Origin of the sequence: Leifsonia sp. CL147 (assembly GCF_900114565.1) — a bacterium.
In the GTDB taxonomy this organism is placed as follows: Bacteria; Actinomycetota; Actinomycetes; order Actinomycetales; family Microbacteriaceae; genus Leifsonia.
In genome coordinates this window covers 152,130-174,950 of record NZ_FOTM01000006.1, presented here as the reverse complement: position 1 = coordinate 174,950, position 22,821 = coordinate 152,130, and the positions used below count along the sequence as shown (strand labels likewise).

The window sequence follows — 22,821 nt, the reverse complement described above, 5'->3', positions numbered from 1 at the left end:
GTGGATGCAACACCTCGTCAACGTTGATCGGATCAATATGGATGCGCTGCCGCGTTTGACCGCCGAACAGACCGCCGAGCGCCTCGGCGTCAAGCTCGAGACCCTGTACGCCTACGTCGCCCGGGGCCGGCTCGGCCGCGAGCGCAACGCGGACGGATCCAGCTTCGACCCGCTCGAGGTCGAACGGTTCGCCGCGGGGAGGCGCCGTCGCACCGTGACCGGGACGGCCCACTCCGAAGGCCGTCCGCTCATGGTCATCGAGACGAGCTTCGCTCTGATCGAGGACGGCGAGCTCGCCTACCGGGGCCGGCCGGTCGCCGAGCTCGCGGGCGAGAGCTTCGAGACGGTCGCGCGCTGGGCTCTCACCGGCGACTGGGATGCGGCGGCGCGGTTCACGCCGGGTGCAGGAGTGGAGGTGGCGCGCGTGCTCGCGGACGCACTCCCGGCCTCCGCCGGCGACCGCGATCGACAACTCGTCGCGGTCAGTGCATTCGCGGCGGCGGATCCGCTGCGCGCCTCCATCGATCCGGCGGTGGTCGCGACAGCTGCCGAGCGGCTGGTCGCCGGGATGGTGGCGGTCCTGCCCGAGCGCGGCCACGCCGACCCGGAATCAGACACGACGACCCCGGATCCGCTCGCCCGACGGCTCTTCGCCCGCCTGACCGGCACGGCACCATCCCGGGCCGACGTCGAGCTGCTCAACGCGGCCCTCGTGGTGCTGCTCGACCACGACATCGCCGTGTCGACCCTCGCCGCCCGCGCCGCGGCTTCGGCGCGGGCCACGCCCTACGGCGTCGTCATCGCCGGACTCGGTGCGCTCGACTCGCCGCTGCACGGCAACGCCAGCCGCGCCGCGTACCGCCTGCTCGAACGGGTCGCGCGCGGCGAGGACCCCGCGCGCGCGATCACCGACACCGTCGTGAGCACCCACGGGCCGGTTCCCGGTTTCGGCCAGCCGCTCTACCCCGACGGCGACCCGCGGGCGCGCATCCTGCTCGGGATGCTCGCCGGCGATGAACGGCACGCGGCCGTCTCGGCGGCGGTGGAGGCCGTGTCCGGCGTCATCGGGGACCGGACCGGAGGCCGTCCCAACGTCGACCTCGCACTGGGCGCGCTGGCACTGGCGCTCGGGATGCGCGACGATGCCGGCGAGGTCGTGTTCGCCACCGCGCGTGCGATCGGCTGGGTGGTGCACGCCCTCCACGAGTACGCGCAACCGCCCCTGCGGCTGCGTCCGGTCGGGCGCTACATCGGTCCGTGACGATTCTCCAGGGCGCTGAGGTCAGCGGCGCAGTGCCTTGCGCGCCAGCCAGTTGCCGAGGAACTGCGCCGCCTGCACGAGCACCACGATCGTGATGACCGCGATCCAGGTGACCGCCCAGTTGTACCGCTGGTAGCCGTAGGAGATCGCGAAGTCGCCGAGGCCACCCCCGCCGATGCTGCCGGCGATCGCAGACAGGTCCACGATCGCGACGAAGATGAACGTGTAGCCGAGGATGAGCGGGCCGAGAGCCTCCGGGATGAGCAGCGTCGTGATGATGCGCCACGGGCTCGACCCCATCGCCCGCGCCGCCTCGATGACGCCCGGCTCGATGGTGACGAGGTTCTGCTCCACGATCCGCGAGATGCCGAACGTCGCGGCGATCGTCATCGGGAAAATCGCCGCCGGCGTTCCCAGGAACGTGCCGAGGACGAGCTGCGTGAGCGGCGCGATCGCGGTCATGAAGATGATGAACGGGATCGGCCGGATGAAGTTCACCACCACGTTGAGGACGGCGGACAACGCCCGGTTCTCCAGCAGCCCGCCGCGACGGGTGGTGTAGAGGAGGACGCCGAGGGCGAGGCCCAGGATGCCACCGAGGACGAGCGTCGCGACGACCATCCAGAGCGTCTGCCCGATGGACTGGAGGTACACGGGCCACAGGGTCGGCCACTCGGTCATGCGGCCACCTCCTCGACCTCGGTCACCGAGCGGAGGTCGGCGATCAGTGCATCCACGTCCGCCGGCTCGCCGAGCAGCTCGAGGGTGAGACTGCCGAACGAGCGGCCCTGCAGCGCCGAGATGCCGCCGTAGACGATCTCGAAGCGGACATTGTGCCGTCCGACCGCATCCGACAGCACGGAGCCGAGCCGGCCGTCGTCGTGGATGCGCGCGGACACGATGCGGCCGGCGTGCTTGCCGCGCAGTCGCTCGATGTCGGCCTCGCCCGGCCGGTTGCGCAGCACGGTGCCGACGAAGCGCTGCGCGGTCGGGGTCCGAGGGTCGGAGAACACCTGGAAGACGCTGCCCGACTCGATCACGCGCCCGGCGTCGAGCACCGCAACGCGATCCGCGATGGAGCGGACCACCTCCATCTCGTGCGTGATGACGACGATCGTGACCCCGAGCTCGCGGTTGACCCGCTTGAGCAGAGCCAGGACGTCAGACGTGGTCTCGGGATCGAGCGCGCTCGTCGCCTCGTCGGCGAGCAGGATGTCGGGGTTCGTAGCGAGGGCCCGGGCGATTCCGACGCGCTGCTTCTGCCCGCCGGACAACTGGTCGGGATAGCTCCACGCCTTCTCGGTCAAGCCGACGAAGGCGAGCAGTTCGGCGACCCGCTGCTTGCGCTTGTCCGCGGGCCAGCCCGCGACCTTCAGCGGGTACGCGACATTGCCGAACACCGTGCGGGAACGGAACAGATTGAACTGCTGGAAGATCATGCCGATGCCCGCGCGGACCCGGCGCAGCTCGCGCTCGGTGAGCGTGGTCAGGTCGCGGCCCTCGACGATCACCGAGCCGGCGGTCGGATGCTCCAGCGCGTTGATCAGTCGCACCAGCGTGCTCTTCCCGGCTCCCGAGTAGCCGATGATGCCGAAGATCTCACCGCGTCCGATCTCCAGATCGAGTCGGTCGACGGCGGGAACCGCGGCGTCACCCGAGCCGAAGCTCTTGGTGACGCCACGGAACTCGATGATGGGAGCCGCGGTGTCGCTCGCCGGCACTACTTCGCCGCCTGGATGGTCTTCTTCAGTCCGTCGAGGATGCCGATCAGGTCGGATTCGGGCCGCTGGACGATGACCGCGGTGTTCTTGGACTCCGCGAGGACCGCATCCGTGACGGCCTTCGTGTGGTAGAGCTCGGCGATCTTCTTGTACGTCGCGTTGTCCTTGTCCTTCGCGCGGGCGACGAAGGCGTTGACATAGGGCTCGGCCGTCTTCGACGTCGGGTCGTCCTGGAAGATCGCCGACTTGGGATCGATGCCTGCGGTCAGCGCGAAGTTGTTGTTCACGATGGCACCGTCCGCAGAGCCGAGCGCAGGCGCCGTCTGGGCCGCATCCACCGGGATCACCGTCACCTTGGACGCCGAGGCCTCGATGTCAGCCGGAGTCGCGAGCGTGCTCCCGCCGTTCTTCAGCTTCAGGAGGCCCGCCTTCTGCAGCACGAGGAGGGCGCGCGCCTGGTTGGTGGCATCGTTCGGGATGGCGATGGTGCCGCCCTGAGGGATGTCCTGGACGCTCGCGTGCTTCTTCGAGTACAGCGGGAGCGGGACGACGAGCGTCGAACCGATCGGGACCAGATCCTGCTTGGTCTGCACGTCGTAGTTGGCGAGGAACTGCAGGTGCTGGAACAGGTTGAGGTCGATCTGGCCGTCGGCCAGCGCCGGGTTCGCCTGCGTGTAGTCGCGGAAGTTCACGGTCTGGATGTCGATGCCCTCCTTGGCCGCCTCCTGCTTGAGGACGGGCCAGTACGGGGAGGACGCCTCGGTCGTGCCGATCTTCACGGTGACGGTCTTCGCCGTCGCGCTGCCCGAACCGGTGAGATTCACGACGACGAGTACGACCGCCGCGATCACGGCGACGACGGCGATGCCGATTCCGACGAACCAGCCGGTGCGCGAGCGCTTCGGCTTCTCCGGAAGTGCGGGGGTGGGTGGGGTGGCGTCGGACATGGCTGTGCCTCTCTCGTGAAGGGGAAGGGGTGCCGGCGGACGGTTGGCGGCACACCGAGCCTCTCGCGAGCCTGGGACATGGGTCAAAACGTCTTGCGAACTATGACACCGATGTCGTTCCGGGTGGCGGCACGCGGGGATCCGGCCCACCAGGGTGTCGGTGCGCCGGGTCCGCTCCGGCGATCAGGCGTTCTGCGTGGCCGGGGCGGCCTGCAGGATCCGGACCATATTGCCCGACGGGTCGCGGAAGGCGCAGTCCCGCGGACCCCACGGCTGGTCGATCGGCTCCTGGAGCACTTCGGCGCCGGCCGCCCGCACCTTCTCGAATGCGGCATCGAGGTCGTCGGTGCGGAAGACGATCGGACCGAGGGAGCCCTTGACGACGAGCTGCTGCAGCGCGTCGCCATCGGCCTGGGAGCGGCCGGCGTGCGGGTCGCTGAGGACGACGGACGCGCCGTCGTCGCCGGCGACACCGAGCGTGATCCAGCGGTGGTCACCGGAGGTGACATCCTGGATGACGTCGAGACCCAGGGCGTCGCGGTAGAAGGCGAGCGACTCCTCGGGGTCGAGGACGGTGATCTGCGAGTACTGGAGTGAAGTGGTCATGACTCGACTCTAGGAAGAGGCCAGCAGGGGCGCTTCTCCAAAACTGCTTTCTGTGGAGAAGCGGTCACGGATGCGGTCTGTGGACGGACCCCGACGCGGCCGACCGCGCTCAGACGGCCCGCGAGCGGACCGGACGGGTGCGTTCCTTCGCGATGCAGTCCGGCATGGCGAGCACTGCCGCATGCTCGCGAGCCCGGTACTCGGTCGGCGTCATCCCGACGACCTCGCTGAACTTGGAGCTGAAGGAGCCGAGCGAGGTACAGCCGACGGCCATGCAGGCGTCGGTGACGCTCATCCCGCCGCGGAGGAGCGCCATCGCCCGCTCGATGCGGCGGGTCATGAGGTAGCTGTACGGGGTCTCGCCGTAGGCGGCCCGGAACTGCCGCGAGAAGTGCGAGGGCGACATGTAGGCGCGGGACGCCATGGTCGGGACGTCGAGCGGCTTGGCGTAGTCGCGGTCGATCAGGTCCCGGGCCCGGCGCAGGTGCGCCAGCGTCTGCAGCTCTTCCGGTGACACGCCCCGAGCGTAACACCGCCCGCACCCGCCGGGCAGGCCTCCGGAGGCCGGCGGGCTGTCCGATGCGAGCCGAATGTCCGGGCGCCACCGACGAACGGCCCGTCACCTCGCACTACCCCACTGTGCAGCTACCCCACTGTGCCGCTACCCCACTGTGCGCGTTACCCCACGGCGATGACCGCCGGCCGGTCCGCCGGCTCGACGAGGCGGATGAACGCGCTCAGCTCCCCCACGCCGGCCGGCGTCGTCGGCAGGAACTCCGTCAGTTCGGGCGAGTGCACGAGGTAGGCGGACCATTTCGCCCGCGAGATGGCCACGTTGAGCCGGTTCTTCATCAGCAGGAACGACATGCCGCGCGGCACGTCGACCGCGGACGATGCGGCGAGACTGACGATGGCGACCGCCGCCTCCTGCCCCTGGAATTTGTCGACCGTACCGACCCGCACCCCGCGGTAGCCCTCGGCGTCGAGGAGGGCTCGCACCTCGGCCAGCTGTGCGTTGTACGGCGTGACGACGATCACGTCGTCCTCGCCGAGCGGGTCGTCGTCCCGCCCGGTCTCCGGGTCGGTCCAGGAGCGTCCGAGGAGGTCGCGTACCAGGTCGACGACGATCTCCGCCTCCTCCGGCGACGCCGTGGAGTTCCCCACGTGGAGGACGGGCACGGGATGCACTCCCGGGGCCACCCCGCTCAACTCGCGCTCCGACGCGCACGCGTGGGCCCGGAGTTTGCCTTCGTACGACAACACTGAAACGGCTTCCGCGAGGGCCGGATGCATCCGCCGCGTCTCCGCGAGGAAGTACCCGTACTCGGGCGGTAGGACGTCGTGCCCGTCGCTCACCCATCCGAGCGCCGAGCCGTCCACCGGTTCGGGATGTCGCCCCTGGCTGACCTGCGGCAGTTGCTGCGGGTCTCCGAGCAGCAGCAGGTTCTTCGCAGCGACGCCGACCGCGATGGTCGAGGCGAGCGAGAACTGGCCGGCCTCGTCGATGACGACGAGGTCGAGGCTGCCCCGCGGCACACGGGCCGCGTTGGCGAAGTCCCACGCCGTTCCGCCGAGCACGAAGCCGCGCTCCTCGTTGACGCCGGCGAACTCGAGGTGCCCGTTCGCAGGCAGCCAGGTGAAACGATGCGTGACCTCGGTCTCGACGTCGGCGCCGGCATCCTCCGCCTTCGGTCCGCCGCTGGCGGATCCCGGCGCCTTCCCGACCATCGAGGCATCGAGCCCGGCGGTCACCACGCGGTCGAGGAGGTTCTCGACGACCGCGTGCGATTGCGCCACCACCCCGACCTTCCAGCCGTGCTCCGCGACGAGGCGGGCGATGACGTGAGCGCCGAGGTACGACTTGCCCGTCCCGGGCGGGCCCTGGACGGCGAGGTACGACCGGTCGAGGTCGAGGAGGCTCGCCACGACGGCCTCGATCCGTCCGTCTCCGTCGTCGCTCTTCGGCTCCGATCGCGAAGTCTCCGATCGCGACGTCTCCGATCGCGACGTCTGCGACCGCGAAGTCTCCGGTCGCTCCGGGCCTACGGCATCCTCCGGCGTCAAACTCCCCGACCGTGTCCGCGGCGGCGTGCGCCGCAACAGGTCGATCGTCGCGTCCACCGGCCAGGCCTCATGGTGACGGGCGATCAGGAGCGCGGTCCCCCACTCGCGGATCGCCTCCCCCAGCCTTCGGGAATCCGGCGGAGCAGAGGGCGTGAGCGCGCTCGGGAGCTCGCTGTACGGCGGGACCTCGGGCGGAAGCGTCTCCCGGACGACGATCGACCCGTCCGGGAGCGCGTCGATCACCGAGACCGTGCGTGCCGCCCGCGATCCGGGCTGTGCGCGCGACTGCCGGAACGGACCCGGGTACTCGTAGAGCAGAAAGGGGCCGGTGCGCTCGCTGACCCGGACCGTACTGCCCGCGCCCCACGACCCCGAGAGCAGCAGTTCCCGCCGCTCGACGCGCTGCCCTTCGTCGCAGTACCAGTCGCGGATCACGGCCGCCTTCTCGACAACCAGGACGTCGCGGGTCTCGGCCCATTCCTCGATGGGCTGGACGAGGCGCGCGAAGTGGGACTGCCAGAAGCTCTTCTGCTCGCGCCGGTGGAAGTCGATCGCCGCCGCGGCGAGCGCCATCGCGCGACGATCGGGACTGCGGCCCGGATCGAGCGGGTCGCCCGCGAAGGCCAGGAGACCGGCGCGCAGCGGCGACTCCTCGGCCGCCAGCTCGGTCTCCTCCATCGGCGCCGTGCCGATCGGGACGCCGTTCTCCTCCGCGCGGGCGATCAACCAGTCGCGCAAGCGCAGGGTCGAGACGCAGTCGTAGCGGTTGTACTGCCCGATGTCGTCGAGGAGCTGCTGCGCCTCGTCGAGGCGGCCGAGGGCGAGGAGATCGCGAGCGTTCGCGTACTCGGTGATGGAATCGGCGCCGTTGGTCACCTCACTCTCGCGCAGCTCGTCGCCCATGTAGAGCGGCTCGAGCTTCTTGATCGAGTACGAGCGCGAACCGATACGCACCGCCTTGCGCACGAGCGGATAGAGGTCGACCATCACGTTGTCGCGCAGCAGGCCGTCCACCTCCTCCTCGCCGACGCCGTGCCGTGCGGCCAGGGCGAGCAGATGCGTCTGCTCGTAGGCGGCGTAGTGGTAGATGTGCATGCCCGGGTGCTGTGCCCGGCGCTCTCGCACGAACGCGAGGAACGCCTCCAGGGCCACCCTCTCGGCCGCGAAGTCATGCGCCCAGAAGGCGGTGAAACGCTCCTCCTGATCGACCAGGCCGAAGAGGTAGTCGAGGTTCCACCGTTCGCCCGCTCCCTCCGTATAGAGGGGATCGCCTTCGAAGTCGAAGAAGATGTCGCCGGCATCGGGCTGCGGCAGGACGGCGAGCACGGGAGCGTTGAAGACGCGGATCGGCGGCGGGCTCCCGGGCGCCGCCTGCAGCTGCAGCCGCGCCTGCTCCCTCAGTCCGTCGAGCGTCCCCTCGGGGATGCCGTCGATCGCTCCGCTGGATGCGGCGAGCGCGTCGATCGTCGCGATGCCCGCCGCGAGCAGGTGCTCGCGCTGGGTCACGCGCATCCCGGCGACGAGGAGGACATCCCGCGACTCCTGCACCTCGGCGTCGCACGTGTCGCAGCGACCGTCCACGGTGAATCGCGGATCGCCCCAGGCGACCGGTCCCGCATCGGCGACGTGCTCGTGGATGATGGACAGCAGCCGGGCGCGCCGCTTCCGGTACACCGGCTCGATGTCGGCCAGTGAGTGCTCGCTGACCGAGCCGTCGCCGAGCAGCAGCTCGACCGTGTCGTCGACGTCTACACCCATCCCCCGCAGCTGCTCCGCATAGGCGGCCAGCTGCAGCAGCGCCGTGACCCGTGCGCTGCGCGCGAGCTTGGAATCCTGCACGCGGTACCGGCCATCGGGCATCCGGACGACGAAGTCGGCGAAACCGACGAACGATCCGTCGAAGAAGGTCGCCTGGAACACGACCTGCGCCCCGCGCTCGAATGCCTCGGACGTACGCCTGACGGCCTCCGCCAGCGACTCCCCCGTCAGCTGCGGCGGACGCTCGATCTCGGCGACGCCGGCGCCGAACCGCTCGCGGTACCGCTCCAGGATGCGGTGCTCGTGCTCGTCGCCCATCCGCGACGACCGCATATACATCGGGTCTTCGATCACCTCGGTCTTCTCGAGGCGACCGAGCTTGACGTCGACCGTCCGGAGGAAGGCGAACTCGCACTTGGACGCCTCGGTGAGGTCACTGGCGCTCGTGACGATGATCCCGTCGAGCAGGAACACGGCGACCTCCTTTGCCGGACGATGCCGGCAGCTCAGCACGGCTGACCGCCGTGGTGGGCGACCATCCCGTCACCCGCCCTGCGAGACTATCGGCGACCACCGACACAGCGACCTTATCCACAGGCCGGGCCTGCGAGGCGAGCGGTTTGGCCTCCTGTGGTCAGTGGCCCTTCGCTGCGGCCTTCATCGCACGCTTGTGCTCGCGGACGCGCGTGAGCGATTCGGCGTCGACGATGTCCGCCACCGAGCGGTACCCGGGCATCCCGTAGTCGCCGGCCGCTTCCTGCCAGCCGGCGGCACTCAGCCCCTTCTGCTTGCCGAGCAGGGCGAGGAAGATCTTGGCCTTCTGCTCGCCGAATCCCGGAAGGGCCTTGAGGCGGCGCAGCACTTCGGCCCCGTCGGGCTCCCCCTGCGTCCAGATCGCCGCCGTGTCGCCTCCCCAGTCCGAGACGATCGCCGCCGCGAGCGCCTGCACCCGAGCGGCCATCGACCCCGGGAACCGGTGCACCGCCGGCGTCTGCTTCATCACCTCCGCGAGGTGCTCGGGATCGGTCCCGGAAACCGTCGCCGGGTCGAGCGACCCGAGCCGGTCGCGGAGTTTGGCGGGGCCGGCGAACGCGGTCTCCATCGGCACCTGCTGGTCCAGCAGCATCCCGGTCAGCAGAGCGAACGGCGACTGGTCGAGGAGGGCGTCCGCTTCAGGATCGCCGGTGATGTTCAGAGCCATGGACTCATGCTGCCACCCGCGACCGGACCGCCGCCACAGCGGTCAGCAGCGGTCAGGCGCGGAGTCAGTCCTGGGATGCCACCAGCTGCACCCGGAGCGAGTCCACCCGGGTGGTGATCACGTCGTCCGCCGCCCAGCGCTGCGCGAGCCGGGCGAGGATCGCATCCAGCTCCTCGCGCGTCAGACCCGCCGCGAGCGCCAGCCGCACCACGAGCTCCTCGCCTGCGAGCCGACTGGCCGGGTCTCCCGCGACGAGGGTGACCTCATGGACCCCGAGCTCCGGGCCGATGGAGGCGCGGAACGCCTCCGCCACCCCCGGGTCGCGGTCGCTCGGCAGCCAAGGGGCGCCCTGCGCCACCGCCCACACCGCCGGGCGGCGCAGCACGAACTCCGTCTCGGACGTCGGGTCGAGGACGATCAGCTCGGTGCCCTCCGCCGCGGCGGCGAGCGCCACCCGCCGCCCCGCGGTCGGGACGGGGCGGGCAGCGGGATTCCAGGCCCGCAGCGCGGTGACGGACGTGAAGACCGGTTGCACCGTCCGTCCATCCGGGCCCGCCACGGTGACGATGGACAGCTCCTGCGTCTTGTCGACGAGCATCCCGGCCGCGTTCTCGCCCTCCTCGCCCAGCTCCGCCATCAGAGGAACGAGCAGTCGCGCATCGCGCAGAGCGTCCACGACGGCTTCGGCACCCGCCTGTCCGGCACGGAACGCAACCAGTGCGGCGAGGAGCGCGGGAGGAGCCGAGCCGTCATCGTCGGCGAAGGGCGCGTCCTCGAAATGCCGGCCCTCCCACGACTGGCCGGCGGAGTCCGCGAGCGAAGCGGCGAAACCCGCCAGCCGTGCGGCGCCGGTATCGCTGGGACGCGGTGCCTGCGTGGATGCGTCGGTCACGCTCTCCGGGACCGCGTCGCCCTCCGGCTCGGCGTCGCCGCCTGGCTCCGCGCCGCCCGCGGGCGACACCGCGTCACCGTCCGGCGACACCGCGTCATCGCCCGGCGACACCGCGTCATCGCCCGGCGACACCGCGTCATCGCCCGGCGACATCCAGCGCCTCGGGCAGCGTGAACGCGCCGGCGTAGAGCGCCTTCCCGACGATCGCGCCCTCGAGCCCCAGCGGAACGAGCTCGCGCAGGGCCGCGATGTCGTCGAGGTTGGAGATGCCGCCCGACGCCACGACGGGACGCTCCGTCCGATCGAGCACCAGGCGCAGGAGGTCGAGGTTGGGGCCGCGCAGCGTGCCGTCCTTGGTGACGTCCGTGACGACATAGCGGGCACACCCCGCGTCCTCCAGCCGGTCGAGCACCTCCCACAGGTCGCCGCCCTCGCGCGTCCACCCGCGCGCCGCGAGCGTCGTGCCGCGCACATCCAGTCCCACCGCGATCGCCTCGCCGTACTCGCTGATCGCACTGGCCGCCCACTCCGGGTTCTCCAGCGCGGCGGTCCCCAGGTTGACGCGGGTGGCGCCCGCCTCGAGGGCCTGCGCCAGCGATGCGTCGTCGCGGATGCCGCCCGACAGCTCGATCTTCACGCCGTGGACGTGGTGGATGACACGCTTCAGCAACGAACGGTTCTCGCCCCGGCCGAACGCGGCGTCGAGGTCGACGAGGTGGATCCACTCGGCGCCCGCGTCCGCCCACTCGGCGGCCGCATCCACCGGGTCCCCGTAGCTGGTCTCGCTGCCCGCCTCGCCCTGGGTGAGGCGCACGGCCTGGCCATCGGCCACATCGACCGCGGGAAGGAGGACGAGTGGGGGCGTGCTGAGAAGATCGGTCATGTGGTTCCTCGTGTCGGTCCGCGCATGCGGAGGGGGTGCACCCGGGGCTAGAGCGAGCCGATCCAGTTGCGGAGCAGCTGGATGCCGGCGCGGCCGGACTTCTCGGGGTGGAATTGCGTCGCGCTCAGCGGCCCGTTCTCGACGGCGGCGATGAACGGCGAGCCGTGCTCGGCCCAGGTCACTCGCGGCTCCGGGAACGGAGGGGTGGTCTCCAGCGTCCAGACCTGAGCGGCGTAGGAGTGGACGAAGTAGAAGCGCTCGTCCTCGAGCCCCGCGAAGAGGGCGGAGTCCTGGGGCGTCCGGACGGTGTTCCAGCCCATGTGCGGAACCACCTCGGCGTGGAGCCGCTCGACCGTTCCCGGCCACTCGCCGAGGCCTTCGGTCTCGACGCCGTGCTCCACGCCCCGCTCGAACATGACCTGCATGCCGACGCAGATGCCGAGCACCGGACGGCCCCCGGCGAGACGCCGGTCGATGACCTCGTCGCCGTGGGAGGCGCGGAGGGCCTGCGTGACCGCGGCGAACGCGCCGACGCCCGGGACCAGCAGCCCGTCGGCCTCCTGCGCACGCTTCCGGTTGCCGGTCAGCTCGACCCGCGCGCCGGCGGCCTCCACGGCCTTGACCGCCGAGTGGACGTTGCCCGTCCCGTAATCGAAGACGACGACCTCCGGCGTCCGGCCCAGGGTCACAGCGCGCCCTTGGTGGACGGGATGCCGGTGACCTGCGGGTCGTACGCCTTCGCCTGGCGGAAGGCGCGGGCGAACGCCTTGAACTCGGCCTCCGCGATGTGGTGCGGATCGCGACCGCCCACGACGGTGATGTGGGTCGTGAGGCGGGCGTTGAACGTGATCGCCTCGAAGACGTGCCGCACCATCGAACCGGTGAAGTGGCCGCCGATGCGGTGCAGCTCGAAGCCGGCCGGCTCTCCGCTGTGCACCAGATACGGGCGTCCGGAGATGTCGACGACCGCCTGGACGAGCGCCTCGTCCAACGGCACGAGCGCGTCGCCGTACCGCGAGATGCCGGCCTTGTCGCCGAGTGCTTCCAGGATGGCCTGGCCGAGGACGATGCCGACGTCCTCCGCCGTGTGGTGGACGTCGATGTGGGTGTCGCCGGACGCGCGGATACGCAGATCGGTCAGCGAGTGCTTGGCGAACGCGGTGAGCAGGTGGTCGTAGAACGGGACGCTCGTCTGGATGTCGGAGGTGCCGGTGCCGTCGAGGTCGAGGCTGAGCTCGATGCTCGACTCGCTCGTCTCCCGCGTGACCGTGGCGGCGCGATTCGTCATGCGTCCGAGTCTACCGGGGCGTTCTCGTCCCGCTCCGGGGCCTCCTCGACGGAGGCCGCTGCCGTCGGCCGGCCGAGAGCGGCCAGCGCGTCGAGGAACGCGGTCGTCTCCTCCTTGGTCCCCGCGGTCACCCGGAGGTGGTGCGGGATGCCGACATCGCGGATGAGGATGCCGCGCTCGGCGAGTGCCTCGAACACGGCGTGCGGGTCGTCCACGCCGCCGAAGAGCACGAAGTTGCTCCCGCTGGGGTGGGGTGTGTAACCCAGGCCGGCGAGCTCCGTGACGAGCCGGTCGCGCTGCCGGCGGATCTGGCCGACCATCGCGAGCATCTCGTCCGCGTGCGCGAGCGCCCCGAGGGCGGCCGCCTGGGTGAGAGCCGACAGGTGGTACGGCAGGCGCACCAGGCGGAGGGCGTCGGTGACGGCCGGGTCGGCGGCCAGGTATCCGACACGTGCGCCGGCGAACGCGAACGCCTTGCTCATCGTCCGGGAGACCAGGAGCCGGGGCCGGCCCTCGAGAAGCGTCAGAGCGGAGGCGGCGCCGTCGGGCAGGAACTCGGCGTACGCCTCATCCACGACCACGATTCCGCGCGCGGCCTCGTAGGCGGCCTCGATCGTGTCGAGGCCGAGAGTTGTGCCTGTCGGGTTGTTCGGCGAACAGAGGATGACGATGTCCGGGTCGAGGCGACGGATCTCTGCGGCCGCCGTTGCGGGCGAGAGCTCGTAATCGGCGTCGCGCACTCCGGCGAGATACTCCGTGCCGGTGCCCGAGGCGAGCAGCGGGTACATGGAGTAGGTCGGAGCGAACCCCAGGACGCTGCGACCGGGTCCGCCGAACGCCTGCAGGATCTGCTGCAGCACCTCGTTCGAACCGTTGGCCGCCCAGATGTTGTCGGCAGTGAGGCCGTGGCCCAGGTACCGCGCGAAGGCCTCGCGCAGCTCCGTGAACTCCCGGTCGGGGTAGCGGTTGACCCCGCCGATCGCCGTGACGATCCGGTCGACGATGTCGGCTGCGACGTCCGCGGGCACCGGATGCGTGTTCTCGTTCACGTTGAGCGCGATGGGCACCGGACGCTGCGGAGCGCCGTACGGGGAACGACCGCGCAGGTCATCCCGGAGCGGCAGCTCGGAGAGGGAAGTCACCCGTCAATCGTACTGAGCGACCACGGCCCGGCCACGCCGGATGACGTTGTGTGCCGACACCGCTTCACCGCCTGCCCACTCCGCACGCGAGGAGTGCGCTGGAATCGGAGGACTTCTGGCGTGGGAGGGCCGGGATCACCTCCCTTTCGAGGCTGCTGCCGGGCCAGCCAGCGAGAACTCCTCCGTTCTCAACGCACCCCACCGCACCCGACCGCGCCTCAGCGGGCGGATGCAGCCGGCGGAACGGGAGGAGATTCCGTCGCCAGACGCGGTCAGCGCGAGGAAAGGGAGGACACTGAGCCCGGATCCCGCCCGACTCCCTCCCTTTGCTACCCGGCCCCGCGGGAGTCTGCTACTCGGCCCGGAGGGTGTCTGCAACCCGGCCCCGCGGGAGTCGCATCGGTCCGAGATCGAGCGCAGCCGTGACGACAGAACGGGAGGCGCCGCGCAGGGCCGCTAGTGCGCGTACTTCGCGGGGACGGCGAGCTGCTGCCCGGGCGAGACGACCGCCGAGTCCAGGCCGTTGAGGGAGACGATGTCGGCGATGACATCCCGCGGGTCCGCGTCCGGCGCGACGCGCTCGGCGACGGACCAGAGGGAATCGCCGGACTGCACCGTCACGTACTGGAAGCTGACGTGCGTCTGCTGACTCGTCGCGACGGCGCCGCCGCCGTTGAGCGCGAACACGAGCGCGCCGATCACCAGCGGAAGCGCGACGAGAGCGGACAGCACGGCACGTCCGCGTCGCGTGAGCCGCAGCCGCACGCGGGCGGTGGCGGGCAGCGGCGGGACGGCGTGCAAGCGTGGCGAGGACGCCGCCGACGCTGCGCCCGCGGACCGCGGGAACATCGTGGGTGCTGCATCGCTGATCAGTGCTGCGCTCATGACCGTGACCTCCTCAGACTCGCGGGTGCGAAACTGTGTTCCGAATGTATCTTCGAATGTCGAAAACCGCAAGACGCCCTGTTGTGGGGACTTTCCGGAGGAAGTTCGCGACACACTCGAACACATGTTTGTCTTCCTCTCGTGACGCGGATACAGTTTCGACTGTCTGAGAACATCAGATCAGGGACCACCGACATTCCTGCCGGGGAGCCCCTGGGGGACGGCCCACGTCAGGAGAGGACGCCCGTGTCGAACGAGAACCAGGCCCGCGGAGGCACGCGCCGCCGCAAGAACCTGAGCGACAAGCAACTGGCGATCCTCGATGTGATCCAGCGCTCGGTCAGCCAGCGAGGCTATCCGCCGAGCATGCGCGAGATCGGCGATGCCGTCGGGCTCTCCTCGCTGTCCTCGGTGACGCACCAGCTCAACCAGCTCGAGCTGAGCGGCTACCTCCGCCGCGACCCGAACCGGCCGCGGGCGCTCGAGATCCTGATCGACCTGCCCTCCTCGTCATCCCCGGCCCCCGACTACGAGAACCAGACGCCCGTCGGGGACGCGGCGATGGTGCCCCTGGTCGGTCGGATCGCGGCCGGCATCCCCATCACCGCCGAGCAGCAGGTCGACGAGGTCTTCCCCCTCCCCCGCCAGCTGGTCGGGAACGGCGAGCTGTTCATGCTCAAGGTCGTCGGGGAGTCGATGATCGACGCCGCGATCTGCGACGGCGACTGGGTCGTCATCCGCGCTCAGAACACGGCGGAGAACGGGGACATCGTCGCGGCGATGCTCGACGAGGAGGCGACGGTCAAGGTCTTCCGCCAGCGCGACGGGCACACGTGGCTGCTGCCGCGCAACTCCAACTTCGAGCCGATTCTGGGCGACTTCGCTCAGGTGCTCGGCAAGGTCGTGGCGGTCCTTCGCGCCGTCTGAGCCGGCCCGCGGCGCCGCGAGCTCAAGCCCAGCCGCGCCGCCAACCCCAGCCGAGCCGTCAGGCCCAGCCGAGCTCGCCGAGCCGCTGGTCGGAGAGCCCGAAGTAGTGCCCGATCTCGTGCACGAGGGTCACCCGGACCCGCGCGCGCAGTTCCTCCTCGGTCGCCGCGGACGCCTCGAGGTTGTTGCGGTACAGCGTGATCCGATCCGGCAGCTCGCCGAACCCGTACACCGACCGGCGCGTCAGCGGGCGTCCGCTGTACAGTCCGAACAGCCGTGGCCGCGCCCCGGGAGGCTGGTCCTCGATCAGGATCGCGACGTTCTCGAGCGGCCCGACCATGTCGTCCGGCAGCGCTTCGAAGATGTCGCCGACCATCCGCTCGAAGTCCTCGTCCGGGATGCGCACCATGCGCTCATCCTGACACGGCGGCGGCCCCGGTTCGCTGTGCGCGTACCGGGGCCGCCGTCGTTCTGGGACAGGACCGGTCAGGCCGTGACCGCCGCGCGCTCGCGCACGGCCCGCGTCGCCTCGATGATGTTGCGCAGCGACGCGACCGTCTCGTCGTATCCACGCGTCTTCAGCCCGCAGTCCGGGTTCACCCAGAGCTGGCGGCCCGGGATGGCGCTCAGCGCGGTCTCGAGCAGCTCGGTGACCTCGGCGACCGACGGCACGCGCGGCGAGTGGATGTCGTACACGCCCGGCCCGATGCCGTGCTCGAAGCCGGAGCTCTGGATGTCGTGCACGACCTCCATGCGGCTCCGCGCCGCCTCGATGCTGGTCACGTCGGCGTCGAGGTTGCGGATCGCGTCGATGACCACGCCGAACTCGGAGTAGCAGAGGTGCGTGTGGATCTGCGTCTCGTCCGCGACACCGGCGGTGGCGAGGCGGAACGACCCGACCGACCACTCCAGGTAGTCGCCCTGCGCGGCCTTCTTCAGCGGCAGCAGCTCGCGGAGGGCGGGCTCGTCCACCTGCACGACGCGGATCCCGGCCTGCTCCAGGTCGGCGATCTCGTCGCGCAGCGCGAGCGCCACCTGGCGGGCGGTCTCGCCGAGCGGCTGGTCGTCGCGCACGAAGGACCACGCGAGGATCGTGACCGGGCCGGTCAGCATCCCCTTCACCGGCTTCTCGGTGAGGCTCTGCGTGTACGCCGACCACTCGACCGTGATGGGCGCCGGGCGCGACACGTCGCCCCAGAGGATCGACGGGCGCGTGCAGCGGGAGCCGTACGACTGCACCCAGCCGTTCTGCGTGACCGCGAAGCCGTCCAGGTTCTCGGCGAAGTACTGCACCATGTCGTTGCGCTCGGGCTCGCCGTGCACGATGACGTCGATCCCGATCTCCTCCTGGAGGTCGACGACGCGCTTGATCTCCTCGCGCATCCGGCCCAGGTACTCGGCCTCGGTGATGAGGCCCTTGGCGAGCTGGGCGCGGGCGCGCCGGATGTCCGGCGTCTGCGGGAACGACCCGATGGTCGTCGTGGGGAGGAACGGCAGCGCAAGCGCCTCGTCCTGGGCCGCCAGGCGCGAGGCGTAGTCGCCGCGGCGGAAGTCCGCCCGGGTCAGCGCGGCCTCGCGCTCGCGCACGGCCGGAACGCGGACGCCCGGCGCGGACGCACGGTCGGCGAGCGCAGCGGTCGCAGCGGTCAGCTCGTCCTGGATCGCCTCGTGCCCGTCGACGATGCCGCGCGCGAGCACGGCGACCTGGGCCACCTTCTGGTCGGCGAACGCCAGCCACGACTTCAGCCGCGCATCCAGGTTCGGCTCGTCGTCCACATCGTGCGGAACGTGCAGCAGCGACGTCGACGTCGAGACCGCGACGTCGGGGCTGAGCGAGAGGAGCTCGGTGAGCGTCCCGAAGGCCGCCTCCAGGTCGCCTCGCCAGATGTTGTGGCCGTCGATCACGCCGCCCACGATCGTCTTCCGGCGAAGAGCGGATGCGGTGGCCGCGTCGAGCCCCGAGGGAACCGTTCCGCGGACCAGGTCGAGGGAGATCGCCTCGACCGGCGTGGCGGCGAGGACGGGGAGGGCGTCGTCCAGGCTGTTGTAGGGCGCCGCGACGAAGATCGCCGGCCGGTCGGCTGCTGCACCCAGCTGGTCGTAGGCGGTCCGCACGGCGGCGAGCACCGCATCCCGGGACTCGTCGATGCTCTCGCTGACGAGGGCCGGCTCGTCCAGCTGCACCCACGGCGCTCCGGCGGCGGCCAGGCGGGCGAGGAGCTCGCGGTAGACGGGCAGGAGGTCCGCCAGCCGCGACAGCGGGCGGAAGCCCTCCGGCGCGTCGTCGCTCGGCTTGCTGAGCAGCAGGAACGTGACCGGCCCGACCACGACGGGGCGGGTGACGAATCCGGCGGCCCGGCTCTCCTCGAACTCGCGCACGATCCGGTCGGAGGCGAGGCGGAAGTCCGTCTCCGGCCCGATCTCCGGCACCAGGTAGTGGTAGTTCGAGTCGAACCACTTGGTCATCTCCAGCGGCGCGTTGTCCCCCTCGCCGCGGGCGATCGTGAAGTAGCCCGCCAGATCGAGCGACCCGTCGGCCGCCGCGAGCGCGGCGAAACGCGACGGCACGGCACCGACGGTGACGGCCGCATCCAGCACCTGGTCGTAGAAGCTGAAGCTCTCGGGGATGGAGGCGTCGGTCCGGCCGAGGCCGAGCGAGGCCAGGCGCTCCCGCGTCGTCGCGCGAAGCTGTGCTGCGGTCGCCTCCAGCTCGTCGGCGCCGATGCTGCCCGCCCAGAAGGCCTCGACGGCCTTCTTGAGCTCACGGCGGCGGCCGATGCGCGGGTAGCCGATGATCGTGCCCGCCGGGAAGGGGGCTCGTGTGCTGTCGGTCATGCTGGTTCCTTTTCAGTGGCCGATTTCTCGGGGAGGGTGCTGTCACGGTGGTCGGAAGAGGGGAGGGCGCCGATGCGGTCGAGAACCGAGAGGACCGCCTCGTGCTGGTTGAACGTATACAGGTGGAGGCCGGGAGCGCCGCCCGCCAGGAGCCTCTCGCCGAGGCGAGCGGCCCAGGCGACGCCGATCTCGCGCCGGCCCTCGTCGGTCGGCTCGACCTCCAGCTCGATCGCCAGATCGCTCGGGAGGTCCTCGCCGCTCAGCTCGAGCATCCGCTTCAGGCGCGCGGGGCTGGTGACCGGCATGATGCCGGGCAGGATGGGGAACGCGACGCCGGCCTCGGCCGCACGCTGCGCGAAGTGCAGGTAGTCCTCGGCGTGGAAGAACAGCTGGGTGATCCCGAGATTCGCGCCGGCGGCCTGCTTGGCGAGCAGCGCGTCGATGTCCTGCGACACGGAGTGGGAGGACGGGTGCCCGTTCGGGAACGCGGCGACGGCGATCTGGACGTGCTCCCGGTGCTGGAGCACGGCCTGCGCGCGCAGCTCGGGCACGACCAGCTCGCCGTACGGCGACCGCTCGGCCTGCACCCGGTGGATGAGCTGCACCAGCTCTGCTGTCGTCCGGATGTCGCCGATGCCGTCGTCGCCCTCCGGCAGACCGGCGGGCGGGTCGCCCCGCACGGCGAGGAAGCGCCGGACGCCGGCATCCAGGAACTCCCGGATGAGCCGGTTGGCCTCCTCATGCGACGAGCCGACGCAGGTCAGGTGCGCCATCGGGCTGACGTCCGTGTTGTCGATGATGTAGCGCAGGACCTCGAGGGATGCGCTGCGCGAGGAGCCGCCGGCACCGTAGGTCACCGAGATGAAGTCCGGGTGCGTGGCAGCCAGGCGGTCGATCGTCGCGGGAAGGGACGCGGCCGCACGCTCGGAGCGCGGAGGGTACAGCTCGAAGGAGTACCGGACGTCGGTACAGCTCATGGAATCCTCGGAGGGTTGACAGCGGCACGGGACACCCCGCACACAGGCTTGCGGGATCGCACGGGCGGGTGCCGGGCTCGGCTGTCGCACCACGTCAGCGGTCGCCCGCTTCGGTTGACTGGCAATCTAGCAAGCGGAGAGGCCGGACGGAATCGTCCGCGTCATCCTTCGACACAGTCGGTCCCGTCCGGCCTCGATTCCGCTCGCCGGGCGTGCTGGCCGCGGCGTTCGGCCTATGCTGTCGGCGTCACTTCGAACGGTTCGAACGCCGCGTGGTACTCCGGCATGATCCGGGCGGTGACGCGCGTGCCCTCCTCCACGTACTCGGTCGAGATGACCCGGCCGCGCTCGTGCAGAGCCGAGATCAGGTCGCCGCGGTCGTACGGCACGACCAGCTCGACCTGGAGGGACGGGTCGGGCAGCAGCCGCGCGATCGCGGCGAGCACCTCATCCACGCCCTCGCCGGTGCGCGCCGACACGAAGATCGCATCCGGCTCGAGACCACGCAGGACCAGCCGGTCGTCCGCGGGGATCAGGTCGGCCTTGTTGAAGACCACGATCTCCGGGATCTCCCGCGCGCCCACCTCGCCGATCACGTCGCGCACCGTCGCCAGCTGCGACGCGGGGTCGGGATGCGAGCCGTCCACCACGTGGAGGATGACGTCCGAATCGGCGACCTCCTCCAGCGTCGAGCGGAACGCCTCCACCAGCTGGTGCGGCAGGTTGCGGACGAAGCCGACGGTGTCCGCCAGCGTGTAGAGGCGGCCGTCGGCCGTGACCGAGCGGCGCACGGTCGCATCCAGCGTCGCGAACAGCGCGTTCTCGACCAGCACGCCGGCCTTCGTCACGCGGTTCAGGAGGCTCGACTTCCCCGCGTTGGTGTAGCCGGCGATGGCCACCGACGGCACCGAGTTGCGGTTGCGGTTCGCGCGCTTCGCCTCGCGGGCCGGCTTGAAGCCCGCGATCTGCTTGCGCAGCCGGGCCATCCGGGTGTGGATGCGGCGGCGATCCAACTCGATCTTCGTCTCACCGGGACCGCGCGAGCCCATGCCGGCTCCCGCGCCGCCCACCTGGCCACCGGCCTGACGGGACATCGACTCGCCCCACCCGCGCAGACGCGGCAGCAGGTACTCGAGCTGTGCGAGCTCCACCTGCGCCTTGCCCTCACGGCTCTTGGCGTGCTGGCTGAAGATGTCGAGGATCACGGCCGTGCGGTCGATCACCTTCACCTTCACGACGTCCTCCAGCGCGCGGCGCTGGCTCGGTGCCAGTTCGGTGTCGGCGATCACGGTGTCGGCGCCCAGCGCCCGGACGATCCCGGCCAGCTCCTCTGCCTTGCCCCGGCCGAGGTACGTGCTCGGGTCGGGATGCGGACGGCGCTGCAGCAGTCCGTCGAGGACGGCCGCTCCGGCCGTCTCGGCGAGAGCGGCGAGTTCGCGCATCGAGTTCTCCGCATCCTGCAGCGAACCCTGCGAGTAGACGCCGATCAGCACGACGTTCTCCAGGCGCAGCTGCCGGTACTCGACCTCGGTGACGTCCTGCAGCTCGGTCGAGAGGCCGGCGACGCGGCGGAGGGCGGCGCGCTCCTCGCGCTCCAGCTGCTCGCCGTCGTGGAGGCCGCCTGCAGTCGTGTCCGCCTGCAGAGCCTGAGCGCGGGACGTGTCCCCGCCGAAGAGCGTCACCGTCGCGCGGTTGTGCTCGGTGGCGAGCACGCGGGCGACGACGTCGTCGGCGGCGTGGTCGCGGGTGTCAGTGTCATCAGTCATTCAGTTCCCCTGATCCGGGTTAACCCTAGTTTGTTCGTGTCCTGTACGGTCTGCATATGGCCAGCGGAGATCACTACTTTTCCCCGGCGCCCGAGAGCGAGCTGAACCTGCGCCCGTTCACCGCGCGCCTGGCCGGGCAGAGCTACGAGCTCATGACGGCCAACGGGATCTTCAGCCCGGAGCGCATCGATATGGGCACACGTGTGCTGCTGGACCATGTCCCCGCGGCGCCGCCCGGCGGTCAGTTGCTCGACCTCGGCTGCGGCTGGGGGCCGCTGGCTCTCACACTTGCTCTCGAATCCCCTCACGCGACCGTCTGGGCCGTCGATGTCAATACCCGAGCGCTGGATGTGGTGCGCAGGAATGCGCAGAAGCTCGGTCTCACCAATGTAAACCCCGTGACGCCCGATAATGTTCCGGACGACGTCCGATTCACGACGATCTGGTCGAACCCGCCCATCCGGGTCGGCAAGAACGAGCTGCACAACATCCTGGAGCGCTGGCTGCCGCGTCTGGAGCCCGGCTCGGATGCGTGGCTCGTCATCCAGCGGAACCTGGGCAGCGACTCCCTCCACCGCTGGATGCAGACCACGTTCCCGGAGCTGTCCACGAGCCGCGCCGCCACCTCCAAGGGCTACCGCGTCCTCCGCGTCCGCGCCCGCCCCTGACGTCCTGCCCCCTGCGCCCCACCATCGAGTCCGCAGAGACTGCACGCTCGAGGGGCGTGTCGCGTGCAAACTTTGTGTACTCGACGGTGGGGCTTGGGGGGCGGGGGCGGGTCAGGCGAGGTCGAGGGTGCCGGTGAAGGTGAGGGCGGCGGGGCCCGAGAGGGCCACGTGCTCGCCGTCCTCAGTGGGGAACATGCGGACGCCGACGGTTCCGCCGGGGACCTCGACGCGCCAGTTGTTCGGCGCCGCCTCTCCGGCCCAATAGCGGACAGCGAGGGCCGCGGCCGCCGCTCCGGTACCGCAGGAGAGGGTCTCGCCGCTGCCGCGCTCGTGCACGCGCATGCGGATCCGGCCGACGCCGTCCTTCACCAGCGGATCGAGCGGCACCACGAACTCCACGTTGGCACCGTGCTCCGGAACGGGATCCAGGTGAGGGATGTACGAGAGGTCGGCGGCCTCGAGCTCGGATTCGTCGGCGAGGGCGACCACCACGTGCGGGTTCCCCATATCGATGCCGAGGCCCGGACGCGCGACGGGCAGCTCCTTCGCCCGCACCAGCGGCTCGCCGCCCGCGAGGTCCCAGCGGCCCAGGTCGACCTGGAAGCCGTTCGTGCTGCGTTGCACATCGCGCACCCCGGACCGGGTGCCGATGGCGAGCGTCGCGCCCTCGTCCAGCTCCGCGAGTCCGGTCTCGAGCAGGTAGCGGACGTAGACGCGGATGCCGTTGCCGCACATCTCGGCGGGCGAGCCGTCGGCGTTGGAGTAGTCCATGAACCAGGTGGCGCCGTCGTCCTCCGCCAGCGCCGCCTCCCCTTCGGGCAGGTGCTCGGAGCGGATCGCGCGGATGACGCCGTCGGCCCCGACGCCGAAGTGGCGGTCGCAGATCTCGGCGATCTGCGCCGGTGTGAGCGGCAGGCGTCCCTCCGGGTCGGAGTACAGCACGAAATCGTTGCCCGTGCCCTGACCCTTGGTGAAGTGGATGGTCGCCATGCGTCCCAGC

General features: G+C 70.6%; 21 protein-coding genes. 3 read left to right on the top strand and 18 right to left on the bottom strand.

The window, feature by feature from the left end:
- The first annotated feature begins 4 nt into the window (after positions 1-4).
- Positions 5-1,261 (top strand): citrate synthase, encoded by a 1,257-nt coding sequence (locus tag BM287_RS07770; RefSeq protein WP_244528017.1) that lies wholly within the window; start codon positions 5-7, stop codon positions 1,259-1,261.
- 21 nt (positions 1,262-1,282) lie between these two features.
- Here BM287_RS07770 and BM287_RS07765 read toward each other — a convergent pair whose 3' ends face one another.
- The 13 genes from BM287_RS07765 to BM287_RS07705 all read right to left on the bottom strand — a co-directional run bounded on the left by BM287_RS07765 (position 1,283) and on the right by BM287_RS07705 (position 14,612).
- Positions 1,283-1,942 (bottom strand): methionine ABC transporter permease, encoded by a 660-nt coding sequence (locus BM287_RS07765; protein WP_090037374.1) that lies wholly within the window; start codon positions 1,940-1,942, stop codon positions 1,283-1,285.
- On the bottom strand, positions 1,939-2,982 hold the full coding sequence (locus BM287_RS07760) for a methionine ABC transporter ATP-binding protein (RefSeq protein WP_090037376.1): 1,044 nt from the start codon (positions 2,980-2,982) through the stop codon (positions 1,939-1,941). The genes BM287_RS07765 and BM287_RS07760 overlap by 4 nt, the downstream gene beginning before the upstream one ends.
- Complete coding sequence (locus BM287_RS07755; RefSeq protein WP_090037379.1) at positions 2,982-3,929, bottom strand: MetQ/NlpA family ABC transporter substrate-binding protein; 948 nt, start codon at positions 3,927-3,929, stop codon at positions 2,982-2,984. Before BM287_RS07755 ends, BM287_RS07760 begins: the two co-directional genes overlap by 1 nt.
- Before the next feature lie 183 nt (positions 3,930-4,112).
- A complete protein-coding gene (locus tag BM287_RS07750) occupies positions 4,113-4,535 on the bottom strand; it encodes a VOC family protein (protein WP_090037382.1) in 423 nt (140 codons plus the stop codon).
- 109 nt (positions 4,536-4,644) lie between these two features.
- Positions 4,645-5,052, bottom strand: coding sequence for a helix-turn-helix transcriptional regulator (locus BM287_RS07745; RefSeq protein ID WP_090037385.1), 408 nt, complete (start codon positions 5,050-5,052; stop codon positions 4,645-4,647).
- Positions 5,053-5,213: 161 nt separating this feature from the next.
- Entirely contained in the window at positions 5,214-8,831 is a 3,618-nt protein-coding gene (locus tag BM287_RS07740) for a TM0106 family RecB-like putative nuclease (protein WP_090037387.1), read from the bottom strand.
- 160 nt (positions 8,832-8,991) lie between these two features.
- Complete coding sequence (locus BM287_RS07735; protein ID WP_090037390.1) at positions 8,992-9,558, bottom strand: HhH-GPD-type base excision DNA repair protein; 567 nt, start codon at positions 9,556-9,558, stop codon at positions 8,992-8,994.
- Positions 9,559-9,622: 64 nt separating this feature from the next.
- Positions 9,623-10,603: an SseB family protein gene (locus tag BM287_RS07730; RefSeq protein ID WP_090037393.1), complete on the bottom strand. Its 981-nt coding sequence runs from the start codon at positions 10,601-10,603 to the stop codon at positions 9,623-9,625.
- Entirely contained in the window at positions 10,587-11,333 is a 747-nt protein-coding gene (gene priA / locus BM287_RS07725; RefSeq protein WP_090037395.1) for a bifunctional 1-(5-phosphoribosyl)-5-((5-phosphoribosylamino)methylideneamino)imidazole-4-carboxamide isomerase/phosphoribosylanthranilate isomerase PriA, read from the bottom strand. Before priA ends, BM287_RS07730 begins: the two co-directional genes overlap by 17 nt.
- A gap of 47 nt (positions 11,334-11,380) precedes the next feature.
- Positions 11,381-12,016, bottom strand: coding sequence for an imidazole glycerol phosphate synthase subunit HisH (gene hisH, locus BM287_RS07720; protein ID WP_090037774.1), 636 nt, complete (start codon positions 12,014-12,016; stop codon positions 11,381-11,383).
- Positions 12,017-12,018: 2 nt separating this feature from the next.
- Positions 12,019-12,621: an imidazoleglycerol-phosphate dehydratase HisB gene (hisB, locus tag BM287_RS07715; protein WP_090037398.1), complete on the bottom strand. Its 603-nt coding sequence runs from the start codon at positions 12,619-12,621 to the stop codon at positions 12,019-12,021.
- Positions 12,618-13,763: a histidinol-phosphate transaminase gene (locus tag BM287_RS07710; protein WP_090037400.1), complete on the bottom strand. Its 1,146-nt coding sequence runs from the start codon at positions 13,761-13,763 to the stop codon at positions 12,618-12,620. The genes hisB and BM287_RS07710 overlap by 4 nt, the downstream gene beginning before the upstream one ends.
- A gap of 456 nt (positions 13,764-14,219) precedes the next feature.
- The gene (locus tag BM287_RS07705) at positions 14,220-14,612 is read right to left on the bottom strand and encodes a LysM peptidoglycan-binding domain-containing protein (protein ID WP_090037777.1); all 393 of its coding nucleotides are present in this window, start codon (positions 14,610-14,612) and stop codon (positions 14,220-14,222) included.
- A gap of 282 nt (positions 14,613-14,894) precedes the next feature.
- On the opposite strand from BM287_RS07705, the gene lexA reads away from it, so the two are divergent.
- Positions 14,895-15,575: a transcriptional repressor LexA gene (lexA, locus tag BM287_RS07700; RefSeq protein WP_090037403.1), complete on the top strand. Its 681-nt coding sequence runs from the start codon at positions 14,895-14,897 to the stop codon at positions 15,573-15,575.
- Between the two features lie 58 nt (positions 15,576-15,633).
- Here lexA and BM287_RS07695 read toward each other — a convergent pair whose 3' ends face one another.
- The 4 genes from BM287_RS07695 to hflX form a co-directional block, all read right to left on the bottom strand.
- Positions 15,634-15,984 (bottom strand): metallopeptidase family protein, encoded by a 351-nt coding sequence (locus tag BM287_RS07695; RefSeq protein ID WP_090037406.1) that lies wholly within the window; start codon positions 15,982-15,984, stop codon positions 15,634-15,636.
- Positions 15,985-16,061: 77 nt separating this feature from the next.
- Positions 16,062-18,410, bottom strand: a complete 2,349-nt coding sequence (metE, locus tag BM287_RS07690) for a 5-methyltetrahydropteroyltriglutamate--homocysteine S-methyltransferase (RefSeq protein WP_090037409.1) — start codon at positions 18,408-18,410, stop codon at positions 16,062-16,064.
- Complete coding sequence (locus BM287_RS07685) at positions 18,407-19,387, bottom strand: methylenetetrahydrofolate reductase (protein ID WP_090037411.1); 981 nt, start codon at positions 19,385-19,387, stop codon at positions 18,407-18,409. The genes metE and BM287_RS07685 overlap by 4 nt, the downstream gene beginning before the upstream one ends.
- Positions 19,388-19,620: 233 nt before the next feature.
- Positions 19,621-21,153: a GTPase HflX gene (gene hflX / locus BM287_RS07680; protein ID WP_090037413.1), complete on the bottom strand. Its 1,533-nt coding sequence runs from the start codon at positions 21,151-21,153 to the stop codon at positions 19,621-19,623.
- A 56-nt stretch (positions 21,154-21,209) separates the two neighbouring features.
- Between hflX and BM287_RS07675 the strand changes: the two genes are divergently transcribed.
- Positions 21,210-21,821: a class I SAM-dependent methyltransferase gene (locus BM287_RS07675; RefSeq protein ID WP_170857466.1), complete on the top strand. Its 612-nt coding sequence runs from the start codon at positions 21,210-21,212 to the stop codon at positions 21,819-21,821.
- 111 nt (positions 21,822-21,932) lie between these two features.
- Here the strand turns inward: BM287_RS07675 and dapF are convergent, their stop codons facing one another.
- Positions 21,933-22,811 carry a diaminopimelate epimerase gene (gene dapF / locus BM287_RS07670; RefSeq protein ID WP_090037415.1) on the bottom strand — a complete coding sequence of 293 codons (879 nt, stop codon included), beginning with the start codon at positions 22,809-22,811 and terminating at the stop codon, positions 21,933-21,935.
- Positions 22,812-22,821: the final 10 nt, after the last annotated feature.

What these genes read in the sequence shown, in the direction of transcription:
- BM287_RS07770 (WP_244528017.1), top strand. Translation starts at nt 5, where the DNA reads ATGCAACACCTCGTCAACGTTGATCGGATCAATATGGATGCGCTGCCG.
- BM287_RS07765 (WP_090037374.1), bottom strand. Translation starts at nt 1,942, where the DNA reads ATGACCGAGTGGCCGACCCTGTGGCCCGTGTACCTCCAGTCCATCGGG.
- BM287_RS07755 (WP_090037379.1), bottom strand. Translation starts at nt 3,929, where the DNA reads ATGTCCGACGCCACCCCACCCACCCCCGCACTTCCGGAGAAGCCGAAG.
- BM287_RS07750 (WP_090037382.1), bottom strand. Translation starts at nt 4,535, where the DNA reads ATGACCACTTCACTCCAGTACTCGCAGATCACCGTCCTCGACCCCGAG.
- BM287_RS07735 (WP_090037390.1), bottom strand. Translation starts at nt 9,558, where the DNA reads ATGGCTCTGAACATCACCGGCGATCCTGAAGCGGACGCCCTCCTCGAC.
- BM287_RS07730 (WP_090037393.1), bottom strand. Translation starts at nt 10,603, where the DNA reads ATGTCGCCGGGCGATGACGCGGTGTCGCCGGGCGATGACGCGGTGTCG.
- priA (WP_090037395.1), bottom strand. Translation starts at nt 11,333, where the DNA reads ATGACCGATCTTCTCAGCACGCCCCCACTCGTCCTCCTTCCCGCGGTC.
- hisB (WP_090037398.1), bottom strand. Translation starts at nt 12,621, where the DNA reads ATGACGAATCGCGCCGCCACGGTCACGCGGGAGACGAGCGAGTCGAGC.
- BM287_RS07705 (WP_090037777.1), bottom strand. Translation starts at nt 14,612, where the DNA reads ATGTTCCCGCGGTCCGCGGGCGCAGCGTCGGCGGCGTCCTCGCCACGC.
- BM287_RS07695 (WP_090037406.1), bottom strand. Translation starts at nt 15,984, where the DNA reads ATGGTGCGCATCCCGGACGAGGACTTCGAGCGGATGGTCGGCGACATC.
- metE (WP_090037409.1), bottom strand. Translation starts at nt 18,410, where the DNA reads ATGACCGACAGCACACGAGCCCCCTTCCCGGCGGGCACGATCATCGGC.
- BM287_RS07685 (WP_090037411.1), bottom strand. Translation starts at nt 19,387, where the DNA reads ATGAGCTGTACCGACGTCCGGTACTCCTTCGAGCTGTACCCTCCGCGC.
- hflX (WP_090037413.1), bottom strand. Translation starts at nt 21,153, where the DNA reads ATGACTGATGACACTGACACCCGCGACCACGCCGCCGACGACGTCGTC.
- BM287_RS07675 (WP_170857466.1), top strand. Translation starts at nt 21,210, where the DNA reads ATGGCCAGCGGAGATCACTACTTTTCCCCGGCGCCCGAGAGCGAGCTG.
- dapF (WP_090037415.1), bottom strand. Translation starts at nt 22,811, where the DNA reads ATGGCGACCATCCACTTCACCAAGGGTCAGGGCACGGGCAACGATTTC.